Raw genomic sequence first — 12,346 nt, forward strand, 5'->3', positions numbered from 1 at the left:
TTGCCGCCATCGGGGGACATCGGTGCGGCGCGGACATAGACAGGCGGAAAAATCATGACTTTGAACCTTACCTTGCCCGGTCAGGAAGAGTTGAAACCTCGTATCACGGTGTTTGGCGTGGGCGGTGCCGGTGGCAACGCTGTCAACAACATGATCGAGAAGGAACTCGAGGGCGTTGAATTCGTAGTGGCAAACACCGACGCGCAGGCTTTGCAGCATTCGCGCGCCAAGGACCGCATCCAGATGGGTGTGAAAGTGACCGAAGGGCTGGGCGCGGGGGCCCGTGCATCGGTCGGCGCAGCGGCAGCCGAGGAATCGATCGAACAGATCGTCGATCATCTGGCCGGCGCGCATATGTGTTTCATCACCGCCGGTATGGGCGGCGGCACCGGCACCGGGGCTGCCCCGATCATCGCGCAGGCCGCGCGCGAGCTTGGTGTGCTGACCGTGGGTGTCGTGACCAAGCCGTTCCAGTTCGAAGGCGCCAAGCGGATGCGTCAGGCCGAAGACGGTGTGGACGCGTTGCAAAAGATGGTCGACACGCTGATCATCATTCCGAACCAGAACCTGTTCCGTCTGGCCAATGAGAAAACGACCTTTACCGAGGCGTTCTCGATGGCAGATGACGTGCTGTATCAAGGTGTCAAAGGCGTCACCGACCTGATGGTGCGCCCCGGCCTGATCAACCTCGACTTTGCGGATGTCCGCGCCGTGATGGACGAGATGGGCAAAGCCATGATGGGCACCGGCGAATCCGATGGCGAAGATCGCGCCGTTCAGGCCGCCGAGAAAGCCATCGCAAACCCGCTTCTGGACGAAATCAGCCTGAAGGGCGCCAAGGGAGTGTTGATCAACATCACCGGCGGCTACGACCTGACGCTGTTCGAACTGGACGAGGCTGCGAACCGTATCCGCGAAGAGGTGGATCAGGACGCCAACATCATCGTCGGCTCGACGCTGGACACCGACATGGAAGGCGCAATGCGCGTGTCCGTGGTCGCCACCGGCATCGACGCGGTGGATGTAAATTCGGACATCCCGCTGCCGCGCCGCAGTCTGGCCGCCCCGCTGCAAGCCCCGCTTGAGGTCGAGCAGAAAATGGAAGCCGAAGCGCCGGAAGCTGTTGCCGCAGCCGCTGCGATCGATAACGCGCCTGCCGCAGAAATTGCCCCCGCAGCTTCGGCGTCCCCGGCAGCCGCACCTGTCGAAGCCGCCAGCAGCGAGCCGTCGCTGTTTGGCGATCTGGAGCGGGAGCAAGAAGCCCCGAAAGCGCCGACGGAAAACGTGTTCAACCCTGAACAGGCAGGGGGCGATATTCCTCCGCCCGCCTATCAGCCGCGCGAACCCGAAGCTGCACCGCAGGGATATGACGATCAGCCGGACGTGGCCACTTTCGTCGCGCCGCGCGCGCCGGCCCCCGGCACCCCGTCACCCGAGGCGCTGGCCCGGTTGCAGGCCGCCGTGCACAACCAGCCGCGCGCCCAACAGGCGCCGTCACATGGCAGCGCGCCCGCACATCAGGGTGGCGCAGGGGGCGCAGGCGCGGGGCATGACAAACCGCGCTTTGGTATCAACTCGCTGATCAACCGGATGACCGGATCGGGTGCCGCCGGTGCCGAAGACCAGGCGCGCAGCCAGCCGCCGGTGCAATCGGAACGGCCCGCGCAACCGCAAACCCCGGCCGCCGACCCCGAGCAGGACAAGGTTGAAATTCCGGCCTTCCTGCGGCGTCAGGCAAACTGATCGCAAACTGATTTGGGCCGCGCGGACCTGTGTCGCGCGGCCCGTTTGAAGCCCTGTATCAAGCAGGCCACAAACCACCCCTCTGCACGGCATTGCCTGCGTTGACGGGTTGTCACATTCATCACGAAATGATCCGCTCCGACCCGCCCCTTGGCGGGTCTTTTTTGTTGCAGAACAGCGGATTACGGCCCGGGTGGTGGTGTTTCGGCAACCCTCCGCCGGGGTGTGTGGCGATGTTACAGACCGTTACAGAGGTTTGAATTGTTATTGCACCGGGCAGGATTTACCTCTGTGTCACCAAGCCCTACATGCTTGGAGCGCGTCAGACCTGCCGCTGCCAGAACCGGGTTCAGAGACCCGTTTATGCACGGAAACTGACATCGGTGTGCGGGACGTCCGCATCACCATGCAGACCCAGAACGGTCGGGAAGCTGTGCCACTCCACACAGATCCCAACCGTCAGCGGCTTCTGGCGCGGCAATAAATGCAGACGGAACGGGCCGCTTTTCGCAATCCGTTTACGTCGATCCGAACCGAGGCAACGAAGAGGCAACACGTGCAAACCACAGTTGCAAGCAGTGTAACATTCACCGGCACCGGGCTGCATTCCGGGCGCCCGGTTCGAATGCGTGTGATGCCCGCCCCGGCGGAATACGGCATCTGGTTCAAACGGATCGATGTCACGGATCGTGACAATCTGGTACCCGCTCACTGGGCGTCGGGGGTACCGACGCCGCTGTGCACCCTGATCCGCAACGATGCCGGGGTCGAGGTCAAGACCATCGAACACATCATGGCCGCGCTGGCCGGATGCGGCATTCACAATGCGCTGGTTGAACTGGACGGGCCGGAAGTGCCGATCATGGACGGCAGTGCGGCACGTTTTGTCGACGGGCTGGTGAAAACCGGGGTGCGCGAACTCGCAGCCCCCGTGCGGGTGATCGAGGTTCTGAAACCCGTCGAATACCGCGAAGATGATGGGGAGCACGCCGTTTGGGCGCGGCTGGAGCCGTCGGACGGGTTCGAGATCGATTTTCATATCTCATTCCCAGACCGCGTGATTGGTACACAGAACAAGCGGTTGGATCTGTCAAACGGCAACTTCGTGCGCGAGCTGAGCGATTGCCGCACCTTCTGCCGCCGCGCCGATGTCGAGGCGATGCACAAGGCCGGGCTGGCGCTTGGGGGCACCTATGACAATGCCGTGGTTGTCGATGGCGACGCGGTTCTGTCGCCCGGCGGTCTGCGCCGCATTGACGAGGCCGTGCGCCACAAGATGTTGGATGCGGTGGGCGATCTGGCTCTGGCCGGGGCGCCGCTGAAGGCGCGCTATGTCGGGCACCGGGCGGGTCATGCGATGACCAACAAGCTGTTGCGCGCCCTGTTCGATCAACCCGACGCCTGGCGTCTGGTCGAATGCGACCCGGAAACCGCGCGCCGTCTGCCGGGGGTGGGGGTGCGCCGCTCCGATCTTCCGATGACGGCATGATCTGGTCCCGAACCCGTTGATTCCAATACGGAAGCCACGCTTTTCTGGCGTGGTTTCTTCGTTTTCAGGCACGTGTGGGTGGAATGAGTGTGCGCCGAGTGTCCAAGAGGTGCGAAAATTGCCGCGCAAACCATTTTGCCTTGAAAATTTCTGTGCTAGGACAGGCGAGAGCAATTCGGACCTTTCGGTTGGATAGTAATTTTTTGGGGTGGCACCGGTCATGATCCGCGTGAAATTTGGCAAGGCTATCAGCGTGGCGTTGGTGTCGGGACTTGTTCTGTCCTCGTGCGGTGGCGGCTCTGGCAGCCTGGGGTTTGGCAGTCTTGGTGGCAGTTCCGGCGGCGGGGGCGGTGGCCTGTTTGGTGCGTTCTCGCAACCTGTCGAGAAAAAGCCGATCGACCAGTGGACGGCGGAAGAAATCTATAAGCGCGGGGAATATGATCTGGAACGCGGCGACCCGTCGGAAGCCGCCAAGTGGTTTGGCGAGGTCGAGCGCCTGTACCCCTATTCCGAATGGGCCAAGCGCGCGCTGATCATGCAGGCGTTTTCGCACCACAAGGACAAGGAATATGAACAGGCGCGGGCCAGCGCGCAGCGGTATATCGACTTCTATCCGGCCTCCGAAGATGCTGCCTATGCGCAATATCTGCTGGCGCTCAGCTATTACGACCAGATTGACGAGATCGGGCGCGACCAGGGCCTGACCTTTCAGGCGTTGCAGGCGTTGCGCACTGTGATCGAACGCTACCCCGACACCGAATACGCGAAATCCGCGATCCTGAAATTTGATCTGGCCTTTGACCATCTGGCTGCGAAAGAGATGGAAATCGGCCGTTATTATCTGAAGCGCAAACACTATGCCGCCGCCATCAATCGGTTCCGCGTGGTGGTCGAGCAATTCCAGACCACGACCCATGTGGCCGAGGCGTTGCACCGGCTTGTGGAAAGCTATCTGTCGCTTGGGCTGGTGGACGAGGCGCAGACCGCCGGGGCCATTCTGGGGCACAACTTCCAATCGACCGAATGGTATCAGAGCAGCTATCGCCTGCTGACCAAATCCGGGCTGAAACCCGAGGCGAAGGGCAACAACTGGCTGAACTCGGTCTATCGGCAACTGGTCAAGGGCGAATGGCTCTGACCCTTCGCCGGGGCAGGGCCGCAAGCGTCCGGGGACACCATGCTGCGTGGTCTTGATATCCGCGACCTTCTGATCATCGACCGGCTGGAGCTTGAGTTTCAGCCGGGGTTGAACGTGCTGACCGGGGAAACCGGGGCGGGCAAATCCATCTTGCTGGACAGTCTGGGGTTCGTGCTGGGCTGGCGCGGACGGGCAGATCTGGTCCGCGCCGGGGCGGAACAGGGCGAGGTCACGGCGGTGTTCGACGTGCCGGCTGACCATCCAGCGCGGGGCGTGCTGGAAGAGGCGGGCATCCCGATCGAGGACGAATTGGTCCTGCGCCGGGTAAACCGGGCCGATGGGCGCAAGACGGCCTGGGTGAATGATCGCCGCGCATCGGGCGAAGTGCTGCGCGCCTTGTCCGACACGCTGGTCGAATTGCACGGGCAGCAGGATGATCGCGGACTTCTGAACCCGCGCGTTCACCGGCAGTTGCTGGATGAGTTCGGCGGCCATGATGCGCAGGTCGAGGCCACCCGCACAGCCTGGCGCGACCTGTCGCGGGCAGCGAAGGCACTGGATCAGGCGCGCGCGGATCTGGCCGCGGCGCAAGCCGAAGAGGAATTTCTGCGCCATGCGGTTGCCGAGTTGGAGGCGCTGGCCCCCGAGCCCGGCGAAGACGCCGAGTTGGACCGCCGCCGCCGCTTGATGCAAGCCGCCGAACGGATCGGCGAGGATATCACCAAGGCACATCAGGCGCTGTCATCGGGCGAGGGGGCCGAAGCCCGGATGGGCGACGCCTTGCGCTGGCTGGAAGGCGTCGTCGATCAGGCCGGAGAGGCGCTGGACCCGCCGATTTCCGCCCTGGGGCGGGCGTTGGTGGAGCTTGGCGACGCGGTGCAGGGGGTCGAGGCCGCGCTGGACAGCCTGACGTTCAACCCGCACGAGCTGGAAACGGTCGAGGAGCGCCTGTTCGCCATTCGCGCGATGGCGCGCAAGCATCAAGTGGCCCCGGATGACCTGGGGGGATTTGCGGATGATCTGCGCACACGGCTTGACGCTCTGGACGCGGGTGCCGATGCGATAGCCGGTCTGGAACAGGATCTTGTCGCGGCGCAGTCGCGCTATGACAGTGCAGCCAGGTCGCTCAGCAGCGCGCGCACGGCTGCGGCCACGGCGCTGGACAAGGCAATGTCGGGCGAACTGGCCCCGCTGAAGATGGAACGCGCCGTTTTCACCACCGAGATCACCGGCACCGAACCCGGACCCGACGGGCGGGATCAGGTGACCTTCACCGTGGCCACCAACCCCGGTGCACCCGCCGGACCGCTCAACAAGATTGCCTCGGGCGGTGAACTCAGCCGGTTTCTGTTGGCGTTGAAAGTGTGTCTGACCCGTGAAGCTGATGGGCTGACCCTGATCTTTGACGAGATTGATCGCGGCGTGGGCGGGGCCACTGCCGACGCGGTCGGGCGGCGTTTGGCGTCGTTGTCACAAGGCGGGCAGGTTCTGGTTGTCACCCACAGCCCGCAGGTCGCCGCCTTGGGGGATCATCACTGGCAGGTGCAGAAATCGGTGGCACACGGTATGACCTTGACCACCGTAACCCCGCTGAGCACGGCTGCCCGTGTGGACGAGGTGGCGCGGATGATCTCGGGCGATACGATTACCGATGCAGGCCGCGCCGCCGCGCGTGAACTGCTGGGCGGGTAAGCCGCATTAGCCTTGCGGCACCAGCTTGCCGGGGTTCAGAATGCCCTTGGGGTCCAGCGCCGTCTTGATGTTGCCCATCACGTGCCACGCTGCGCCGTGTTCCGCCTCCATCAGCCCAAGCTTGCCCATGCCGACCCCGTGTTCCCCGGTGATCGTGCCGCCCATGGCCAGGGCGCGGGTGCTCATCCGGGCGGCAAGGTCTTTGGCGATGGCTTTCTCGGCCGCGTTGCCGTCTTCGATCAGAAGGGCCGCGTGGAAATTGCCGTCCCCCACATGCCCCAGGATCGGCCCCATCAGGCCCGAAGCCGCAATGTCGGCCTGCGTTTCGGTGATGGCGTCGGCCAGTTTCGAAATGGGCACACAGATATCCGTCACCACCGCCCGCGCGCCGGGGCGCAGCGCCAGCACCGCGTAATAGGCCTGGTGGCGGATCCTCCACAGCGCGTTGCGGTCTTCGGTGCGGGTGGCGTGCTGGTATCCGGTGGCGCCGAAATCTTCTGCAATCTCGCCAAAGGCTTCGCTGGCCTCGGTGACGACGGTGGGGCTTCCGTGAATTTCGACCAGCAGATGCGGGCATTCCGGCATATCTGTGCCGGCATAGCCGTTGAAGGCGCGCGCGGTGTCGGCATCCACAAACTCGATCCGCGCCATGGGGATGCCCATCTGGATCACGTGCTGCACCGCCCCCACGGCCGAGGCCATGTCGGGAAAGGCACAAATGCCTGCGCTGATCTGTTCCGGTGTGCCGTGCAGGCGCAAGGTCAGTTCGGTGATGATGCCCAACGTGCCTTCGGATCCCAGAAACAGGGCCGTCAGGTCATAGCCCGACGCCGATTTCGCCGCGCGTGACCCTGTTTTGATGACACGCCCATCGGCCAGCACCACGGTCAGGCCCAGCACGTTGTCGCGCATCGAGCCATAGCGCACGGTCGTGGTGCCCGACGCCCGCGTTGCCGCCATGCCACCAAGGGTCGCGTTTGCGCCGGGATCGACCGGAAAAAACACGCCCAGATCGCGCAGCTCATGGTTCAGGTCTTCGCGGGTCACGCCGGGCTGCACCACGGCGATCATGTCGCCGAGATCTGCCGACAAGACGCGGTTCATCCGCGTCAGGTCGATGCACAGCCCCCCTTTTGGCGCGCTGGTATGCCCCTCAAGCGAGGTGCCCGCGCCAAACGGGATGACCGCAACGCCCGCTGCATGACACCGGCGCAGGATGGTGCTGACCTCGTCCGTGGTTTCGGGCCAGACCACCGCGTCCGGCGGGGCCGGGGCGAAATGGCTTTCGGAACCGCCATGGTGCGACAGATCAGACTTGGAGCGGCTGAGCCGATCGCCTAGCATGGACGAAAGCTCGGTAATCACGGTGTCGATGGTCATCCCATCCTCCCCAGCAAAGCCGGAACAACTTATGGTAAATGCGTGATCTTGGGAAGGGCCGCGCGGGCGGGTGACGATGCCTAGACGGCTAAAATTGTTTCTATATCGCGCTTGGCGGGATTTGCGAAAGCGGGCCACCACTGGTTGGTTAATTCTGGTCGAGAAAGGGCCCAGCCAGGTGCAGTTCTGGCTGATCGCCCTGCTGATCGGGGTCGCGTCCGGCTTCGCCGCGTTGGGGTTTCGCAAGGGAATCGAAACGCTTCAGGCGGCGCTGTATGGCACGGATGATCTGGCGCATCTGCACAGTTTCGCGGGCACGTTGCCGTGGTATTGGATACTTTTGCTGCCTGCTGTCGGCGGATTGGTGGTCGGGATCATCCTGAACTGGTTCACCCATGACGGGCGTGTGCGTGCCGTCGCCGACGTGATCGAGGGCGCGGCCCTGTGGGATGGGCGTGTCGAGAAACGCGCAGGGCTGGGATCGGCACTGGCGTCGCTGATCACCCTTTCAACCGGCGGATCGTCGGGGCGCGAAGGCCCGGTGGTGCATCTGGCGGCAGTGATCTCAAGCTGGGTGTCGGTGCGGATCAACGCCAACGGGATGACGGGGCGCGACCTTTTGGGTTGCGCGGTGGCGGCGGCGGTGTCGGCCAGTTTCAACGCGCCGATTGCCGGTGCGCTGTTCGCGCTTGAGGTCGTGTTGCGCCATTTCGCCGTACATGCCTTTGCCCCCATCGCCATCGCATCCGTGGCGGGCACGGTGATCAACCGGCTGGAATATGGCGATGTGACCGAATTTGCGCTGCCCGCCGAAGGCTCGCTCGCTTTCTATGTCGAGTTGCCTGCCTTTCTGCTGCTGGGGCTGGTCTGCGGTGTGGTCGCGGTGATCCTGATGCGATCCATTTTCTGGGCCGAGGATGTGGGCGACAGCATTCAGAAGGCCTTGCGCCTGCCCAAGGTGCTGCGCCCGGCTTGCGCGGGGCTGATCCTTGGCGCCATGGCGATCTGGTATCCGCATATCATCGGCGTGGGCTATGAAACCACATCGGATGCGCTGACTGGCGGGTTGGGGCTGCAACTGGCGATCACCTTTGTCGTCGTCAAGGTTGCCGCCGTCGCGATCACAATGGCTGGTCGCATGGGGGGCGGGGTGTTTTCCCCCGCGCTGATGGTTGGGGCCTTGACCGGTCTGGCCTTCGGGATCGTGGCGACCGCGGTCTTTCCCGATGTGTCAGGCTCCGAGACACTGTATGCGCTGGCGGGCATGGGCGCTGTGGCGGCGGCGGTTTTGGGCGCGCCGATTTCCACCACGCTGATCGTTTTTGAGCTGACTGGCGACTGGCAAACCGGGATTGCCGTGATGGCGGCGGTGTCGCTGTCCACCGCACTGGCCAGCCGCTGGGTCGACCGATCATTCTTCCTGACCCAGCTTGAACGGCGCGGCGTGCATCTGGCGGCCGGTCCGCAAGCCTATCTGTTGTCCACGGTGCGCGTGGCCCAGATCATGCGCGCGCGTGATCACGACAAGGCTGCCGGGGAAGAGCTGTGTTGGGAGTTGATCGAGCAAGGCGTCTATGTCGACGGCAACGCCACCTTGGAGGCTGTGATGCCGATGTTCGAGACCTCGAACGCGCAATTCATTCCCGTGGTCACCTTGGGTGGCGAGGGCGATCCGCCCGAATTATGGGGCGCGGTGTTCCATGTGGACGCGTTGAAAGCGTTCAACCGGGCGCTGGCGGAAACGGCGGCCGAGGAACACAGCTGAGGCAAGCGGTCACTCTGACAAGGCGCGGCTGAGCGCACAGAAGGCTTCGATGCCGATCTCTTCGGCGCGCGCGGTGGGCTTGATCCCGACCGAGGTCAGCACATCTTCAATTCGCGGATGCAGGCCCTTCAGCGACGCGCGCAGCATCTTGCGGCGTTGACCGAATGCCTTGGCCACAAGGGCTTGCAGCTTGTCTGCGTCCGCCTCGAAACGCGGTTCAGGCAGGGCGTCGAAATGCACCACGGCCGAATGGATCTTCGGTGGCGGGGTGAAAGCCTCGGGCGGCAGTTCCATCACCACGCGCGGGGTGGTGCGCCATTGTGACAACACCGCCAGACGCCCGTATTTCTTCGAACCGGGCTGGGCGACGATACGTTCGGCGACTTCTTTCTGGAACATCAATGTCAGGCTGTCCCAGGCCGGCGGCCAGCGGGGCGGCGTCAGCCAGCGCACCAGAAGTTCGGTGCCCACATTATAGGGCAGATTGGCGACGATGCGGATCGGCGGGGTCAGATGCTCCAGCGGGTCAAGCTCCAGCGCATCGGCGTTGATGACCTCAAGCCGGTCGGGATAGACCGCCTGGATCTCGGCCAAAGGTGCCATCGCGCGGCTGTCTTTCTCGACCGCCAGCACCTTGCGTGCGCCTTCGACCAGCAACCCGCGCGTCAACCCACCGGGGCCGGGGCCGATTTCCAGAATGTCCGAGTCCGCCAGATCGCCTGCCTGCCGCGCGATCTTGGCGGTCAGGTTCAGATCCAGCAAAAAATTCTGCCCCAGCGATTTCTTGGCGGTCAGACCGTGGGTCGCAATCACCTCGCGCAGGGGGGGCAGGCCGTCGATCTGCCTCATGCCGGTTGTTCCCACCGGCTGCGTCCCATCTGATGCGCCATGCGCAAGGCAGCGATCAAGGAGCTTGCATCTGCCTTGTCCGTGCCCGCGATGTCGAACGCCGTGCCGTGATCGGGCGAGGTGCGCACGAAGGGCAGGCCCAGCGTGACGTTGACGCCACCTGCAAAGTCGATGGTCTTGATCGGGATCAGGGCCTGATCGTGATACATGCAGACCGCCGCGTCATAACCCGACCGCGCAGCGGCGTGAAACATCGTGTCGGCAGATTGGGGTCCGATCAGATCCAGCCCCTCGGCGCGCAGGTCGTCCAGAAGCGGGGTGATCATCTCGATCTCTTCCATCCCCATCGCGCCTCCTTCTCCCGCATGGGGGTTCAACCCGGCGACAGCGATGCGCGGAGTGGCGATGGCAAAATCTTGTATGAGCGCCGAATTGGTTGTCCGAATAACCTGCGCCAGAAGGTCACGGGTCAGGGCAGTCGGCACCTCGGACACCGCGATGTGGATGGTGGCCGGCACGACGCGCAAGCCCTCGCAGGCCAGCATCATCACCACATCCGCCCCGCCCGCCAGATGGGCTAGAAACTCCGTGTGGCCGGGGAAGGCAAAGCCCGCGCCATCTTTCAACGCCTTCTTGTGAACCGGGTTGGTGCAGACCGCCAGCGCCTCGCCCGAGCGGCTCAGCGTCACAGCCCGTTCGATCACCGCAATGATGTGCGGTGCATGGTCCGCCTGGGGGTCGCCGGGGCGGCGGTCGCTGCCGAAATCATGGCGCAGCACCGGCAAGCTGGATGCGGATAACGCTTCGGCGGGCACGGAGATTTCGGTGAAATTGGTGCCGGGCGGCAGGTGCGACGGATCACCGATCAGAAAAAACGGCACCTTGCCCCGCAGCGCGGTAAAGGCCGGCCCGGCGATGTCCGGGCCGATCCCTGCCGGTTCACCGATGGTCAGGGCAATGGGGGGCAAGCGGACCTTGGACGGCGACGCGTCGGTCATTGCCCGCTGTAGTCCTCGATATAGGCTGCGGCTTTCAACTCGTCCAGATAGGCGCTGGCGAAGCTTTGCAGGCGCTGGTTTTGCAACTGTCGCTTGATGTCCTCGCGGCTGACCTCTTCCGGCAGATCGCGGGTGCGTGAACACAGCATCAGGAACACGAGGTTCTGCCCGGAGGCCGAGGTCAGGTTGGTTGAAACCTCGCCCTCGTCCAGCTTGGCCAGTTCCAGCGCGTAGCCGGTGGGCACCTGACCGATGGGCAGGCTTTCGCGTTGAAATTGCGCAGGCGTTGCATCGGGGATGACGCCATAAAGATCGTCGCAGGTATCGACCTTGGCGCGAATACTAGCGGCTTCGCCAAGGGCGGTTTCCGTGCGTCCGCCGGGCAGCAGAAGCGTGGCGTAATCCACGGTCACATCCTTCGGTTGCGGGGTGTCCGTTTCCTCGATCGCGCGCATCTGAAAGACCGCAACGCCGTTCTTGACCGGGATCGGGTCGCTGACATGCCCCGGTGCCAGCGGCAGGATCTGCGCGGCGACAGCGGGGGGCAGGTTCGACAGGTCCATCCATTGCAGACGACCCGAGCGCCCGCGTGACGGTGCCACCGAATATTGGCGCGCGGCGGCGGCAAAGGCGGGCAGGGTCGTAATCTCGCTCAGTTCCGAGGCGCGCGCGTTCGACGCCTGCATCTGCGCCGGGGTTTGGGCTGGCAGGATGATTTCGGACAGCAGAACCCGCACGCCCTGTCCGGGGCGGGTCAGGGCAAGCTGGCGATCCACCTCGTCATCCGTGACCTCGACCCGGCCAGCCCAGCGGGCGCGCACGACGCCGCGCCAGGCAATCCCGCCTGACACGAAGTCGCGGAACGTCTCGGGTGCGATGCCAGCCTGTGCAATGATCTTGTTGAAGGTCTCGACATCCAGATTGAAACGGCCGGTAAACTCCTCCATCCCGGCAAGGATTTCCTCGGCGGTGGGGTTCACGTCCGCTTCTTCGGCGGCTTGGCGCTGCAATGCCTCGTCGGTCAGTTGTTCCAATGCCAGTTCACGCAGATTGCCGGGGGCCTTCAGGATGGTCAGAAACGCCATGCGTTGCGACAATTCATAGGCGGTGATCACGCGGTCATTGACCTTTTTCACCGGGGCAAACAGATCCTGCGCGGTGGCAGGCCCCGCGCCCAGCAACGCTGCGACCAGCATCATCCCCGCCATCACCGTCGTGACAAGGCGCTTGACCAGGCGAAATTTCGGCCCGGTGCGGGCGCGGCGGTTGATCATGCGTTTCACCATTGTCCT

The 12,346-nt window shown here is 63.9% G+C and carries 9 protein-coding genes; 5 read left to right on the forward strand and 4 right to left on the reverse strand.

The features are described 5' to 3' along the window. Positions 1-54: 54 nt before the first annotated feature. The 4 genes from ftsZ to recN all read left to right on the forward strand — a co-directional run bounded on the left by ftsZ (position 55) and on the right by recN (position 6,062). On the forward strand, positions 55-1,743 hold the full coding sequence (gene ftsZ / locus MUY21_RS07595) for a cell division protein FtsZ (RefSeq protein WP_248409721.1): 1,689 nt from the start codon (positions 55-57) through the stop codon (positions 1,741-1,743). A 556-nt stretch (positions 1,744-2,299) separates the two neighbouring features. After that, on the forward strand, positions 2,300-3,232 hold the full coding sequence (gene lpxC, locus MUY21_RS07600) for a UDP-3-O-acyl-N-acetylglucosamine deacetylase (protein ID WP_248409722.1): 933 nt from the start codon (positions 2,300-2,302) through the stop codon (positions 3,230-3,232). A 220-nt stretch (positions 3,233-3,452) separates the two neighbouring features. After that, the gene (locus MUY21_RS07605; RefSeq protein ID WP_248409723.1) at positions 3,453-4,370 is read left to right on the forward strand and encodes an outer membrane protein assembly factor BamD; all 918 of its coding nucleotides are present in this window, start codon (positions 3,453-3,455) and stop codon (positions 4,368-4,370) included. Positions 4,371-4,409: 39 nt separating this feature from the next. Next, the gene (recN, locus tag MUY21_RS07610; RefSeq protein ID WP_248409724.1) at positions 4,410-6,062 is read left to right on the forward strand and encodes a DNA repair protein RecN; all 1,653 of its coding nucleotides are present in this window, start codon (positions 4,410-4,412) and stop codon (positions 6,060-6,062) included. A gap of 6 nt (positions 6,063-6,068) precedes the next feature. On the opposite strand, the gene MUY21_RS07615 is transcribed toward recN, so the two are convergent. Continuing rightward, on the reverse strand, positions 6,069-7,442 hold the full coding sequence (locus MUY21_RS07615) for an FAD-linked oxidase C-terminal domain-containing protein (RefSeq protein WP_248409725.1): 1,374 nt from the start codon (positions 7,440-7,442) through the stop codon (positions 6,069-6,071). Between the two features lie 76 nt (positions 7,443-7,518). Here MUY21_RS07615 and MUY21_RS07620 point away from each other — a divergent pair, with 76 nt between their 5' ends. After that, the gene (locus tag MUY21_RS07620; RefSeq protein ID WP_248409726.1) at positions 7,519-9,207 is read left to right on the forward strand and encodes a chloride channel protein; all 1,689 of its coding nucleotides are present in this window, start codon (positions 7,519-7,521) and stop codon (positions 9,205-9,207) included. 9 nt (positions 9,208-9,216) lie between these two features. Here MUY21_RS07620 and rsmA read toward each other — a convergent pair whose 3' ends face one another. From rsmA to MUY21_RS07635, 3 genes are read right to left on the reverse strand one after another with little or no spacing between them, the layout of a single operon-like run. Further along, positions 9,217-10,056, reverse strand: coding sequence for a 16S rRNA (adenine(1518)-N(6)/adenine(1519)-N(6))-dimethyltransferase RsmA (rsmA, locus tag MUY21_RS07625; protein WP_248409727.1), 840 nt, complete (start codon positions 10,054-10,056; stop codon positions 9,217-9,219). Then, complete coding sequence (gene pdxA, locus MUY21_RS07630) at positions 10,053-11,054, reverse strand: 4-hydroxythreonine-4-phosphate dehydrogenase PdxA (protein WP_248409728.1); 1,002 nt, start codon at positions 11,052-11,054, stop codon at positions 10,053-10,055. Before pdxA ends, rsmA begins: the two co-directional genes overlap by 4 nt. Then, a complete protein-coding gene (locus MUY21_RS07635; RefSeq protein ID WP_248409729.1) occupies positions 11,051-12,340 on the reverse strand; it encodes a peptidylprolyl isomerase in 1,290 nt (429 codons plus the stop codon). The genes pdxA and MUY21_RS07635 overlap by 4 nt, the downstream gene beginning before the upstream one ends. Positions 12,341-12,346: the final 6 nt, after the last annotated feature.

Source organism: Aliiroseovarius sp. S2029 (assembly GCF_023195575.1).
In the GTDB taxonomy this organism is placed as follows: domain Bacteria; phylum Pseudomonadota; class Alphaproteobacteria; order Rhodobacterales; family Rhodobacteraceae; genus Aliiroseovarius; species Aliiroseovarius zhejiangensis.

What these genes read in the sequence shown, in the direction of transcription:
- ftsZ (WP_248409721.1), top strand. Translation starts at nt 55, where the DNA reads ATGACTTTGAACCTTACCTTGCCCGGTCAGGAAGAGTTGAAACCTCGT.
- MUY21_RS07615 (WP_248409725.1), bottom strand. Translation starts at nt 7,442, where the DNA reads ATGACCATCGACACCGTGATTACCGAGCTTTCGTCCATGCTAGGCGAT.
- MUY21_RS07635 (WP_248409729.1), bottom strand. Translation starts at nt 12,340, where the DNA reads ATGGTGAAACGCATGATCAACCGCCGCGCCCGCACCGGGCCGAAATTT.
- recN (WP_248409724.1), top strand. Translation starts at nt 4,410, where the DNA reads ATGCTGCGTGGTCTTGATATCCGCGACCTTCTGATCATCGACCGGCTG.
- rsmA (WP_248409727.1), bottom strand. Translation starts at nt 10,056, where the DNA reads ATGAGGCAGATCGACGGCCTGCCCCCCCTGCGCGAGGTGATTGCGACC.
- MUY21_RS07620 (WP_248409726.1), top strand. Translation starts at nt 7,519, where the DNA reads ATGCCTAGACGGCTAAAATTGTTTCTATATCGCGCTTGGCGGGATTTG.
- MUY21_RS07605 (WP_248409723.1), top strand. Translation starts at nt 3,453, where the DNA reads ATGATCCGCGTGAAATTTGGCAAGGCTATCAGCGTGGCGTTGGTGTCG.
- pdxA (WP_248409728.1), bottom strand. Translation starts at nt 11,054, where the DNA reads ATGACCGACGCGTCGCCGTCCAAGGTCCGCTTGCCCCCCATTGCCCTG.